Here is a 2158-nt window from a genome sequence, read left to right as displayed (position 1 = left end):
CATCATGTGGTGACTGCCAGTTGGGATAACACAGCAAAACTATATGGTTTGGGGGACGATGAATCATGGGAACAAAAAGTCATTATTTCCCACAGGAACACTGTCTGCTCAGCCACCTTCAGTGCCGATAGTCGCCATGTAGTCACCGCCAGTGAAGACAGTACGGTAAAAATCCATAGCAAGATAGATGATGGATCGTGGCAATTAACGGCCATTCTTTCCCATGAGGATTCTGTCAATTCAGCCACCCTTAGCGTCGATGGCTGCCATCTGGTAACCATCACTGAGAAGGATACGGCGAAAATCTACAGTCAGCAGACCGATGGAGCATGGGAAGAAAAAGGTACCATTCCCCATGACAATAGTGTCTTATCGGCCAACTTTAGCCACAATAGTGATCGTGTTGTGACCGCTGGTTGCGATTTCATGGTGAAAATCTATGGCAAGGAAGCCGATGGATCATGGCAACAAAAAACCATCATTCCTCACAAAGGTACAGTTTACTCAGCCAGATTCAGCCCGGACGACCAGCACCTTGTGACCGTCCAGTATCAGACGGTAATAATCTATGGCCCGAAAACCAATGACTCATGGAAAAAAAAAGCCATCTTTAAACATGAGCAACATATTAAGTCAGCGACCTTCAGCCCTGATGGCCGCCATCTGGTGACTGCCAGCATGGACGGAACCGCAAAACTCATCGGTCAGGCGACCAATGGCTCATGGTCAGAAAAAGCCAGTATTTCTCAGAGGATCTGGTTCAACTCAGCCACCTTTAGCGCCGATGGCAGCCATGTGCTCACTGTCAGTGCCAGCGACGTAGTAGAAATCACTGAACTACGAGGGAATCATTGATTGCTGTGACTGCGTGACGCTACTTTGTATGCGCTGAAAGACAGGAACACTGTTAGTTGCCCTTGACAACATTTTTTGAACTTTCATTTTAAAACTGACTCCAACCCCACAGCATCAGTATTGACTGTCCTTGCTGATGGAAGATAAATACCACTTTGGAGAATTCAGGGATGCACGGAGTAGATAATAACACCCGCATTGCAAAACCAGACTCACCCATCAGACAAGTTCAATTGGAGCGAACATCATCTTGTATCAGTGCGGGTAGATCCGTCGCTGTTACTGATCAGGAAGAAAAGGATAGACCTTCATTTCAGTATTTTACTGTTTTATCCAGTTCCATGATTTTCAGCCGTTTGCGACTTCGGGACATTGTCAGTTTAGAACGGGTGTGTACCCGCCTTCGCAATGGTATCCATCAGGATAATGCTCTGGCAAAAGCATGGTATCGCCGGTTTCCCTCGCCACATCAGTATCAACTGAGGACAGCCATTAATACAAAAAATGCTGATCAACTCCGTGATTGGTTAAAGTCTTTCACGAATGATCAGGCGTTAGTGAACTCACTCGCAGATCGCAAACCGGAGAGGGTTTATGTACCTGCCCTGTTTTTTTTCACCAAGACCAAGCTGATGTCTGAATGTAAAACATTTAAATTAGTGAAAACAGCAACTATTGACGAAAAAATACCCGTAAAATCAGCCCGCTTCAGTGTCGATGGTCGCTATCTGGTCACTGCCAGTTGCGATGACACCGCAAAAATCTACCTTCACAAGGGCGCTGGAACATGGGAAGTAATAGTTATCATTCCCCGGGTCAATTCAGCCGCCCTCAGCCCCGACGGACACCATGTGGTGACTGCCAGTAACGATGGCACGGCGAAAATCTATCGCCTTACGGACGATGGGTTTCCGGAACCATTAGTCAGCATTTCCCATACTGATCGTGTTTACTCAGCCACATTCAGCCCCGATGGCCGCCGCGTGGTGACCGCCAGTATAGATGAAACGGCAAAAATCTACGGCCTCAAGGACGATGGATCATGGGAAAGTGAAGGCACTATCCTCCAGACCAGTCCGATCAAATTAGCCAATTTCAGCTCCGATGGCCGTTATGTAATAACCGGCGGTAAGGGTAAGACAAAAATCCATAGCAAGGAGGCCGATGGATCATGGTTAGAAAAAGCCAACATTGACCATGAGCGCAGCGTCCAATCAGTCGCCTTCAGCCCCGATGGCCGCCATGTAATCATCGGTTGCAAGGATAATACGGCGACAATCTACCGCCAGACCGATGGATCATG

Annotated in this window: 2 protein-coding genes; both read left to right on the top strand. The window is 47.5% G+C overall.

What is annotated here, in order from left to right; translation table 11 throughout:
* Positions 1 to 855 (top strand): WD40 repeat domain-containing protein (locus KDK19_RS16295; protein ID WP_257292374.1); only part of this gene is annotated, 855 nt, incomplete at its 5' end.
* Positions 856 to 1025: 170 nt separating this feature from the next.
* Positions 1026 to 2158 (top strand): F-box/WD40 repeat-containing protein (locus KDK19_RS16290; protein ID WP_257292373.1); only part of this gene is annotated, 1133 nt, incomplete at its 3' end.

The organism is Endozoicomonas sp. ONNA1, assembly GCF_024606325.1.
Taxonomy (GTDB): domain Bacteria; phylum Pseudomonadota; class Gammaproteobacteria; order Pseudomonadales; family Endozoicomonadaceae; genus Endozoicomonas_A.
Note: the sequence above shows the minus strand (reverse complement) of the source record. Positions and strands in the feature narration are given on the sequence as shown.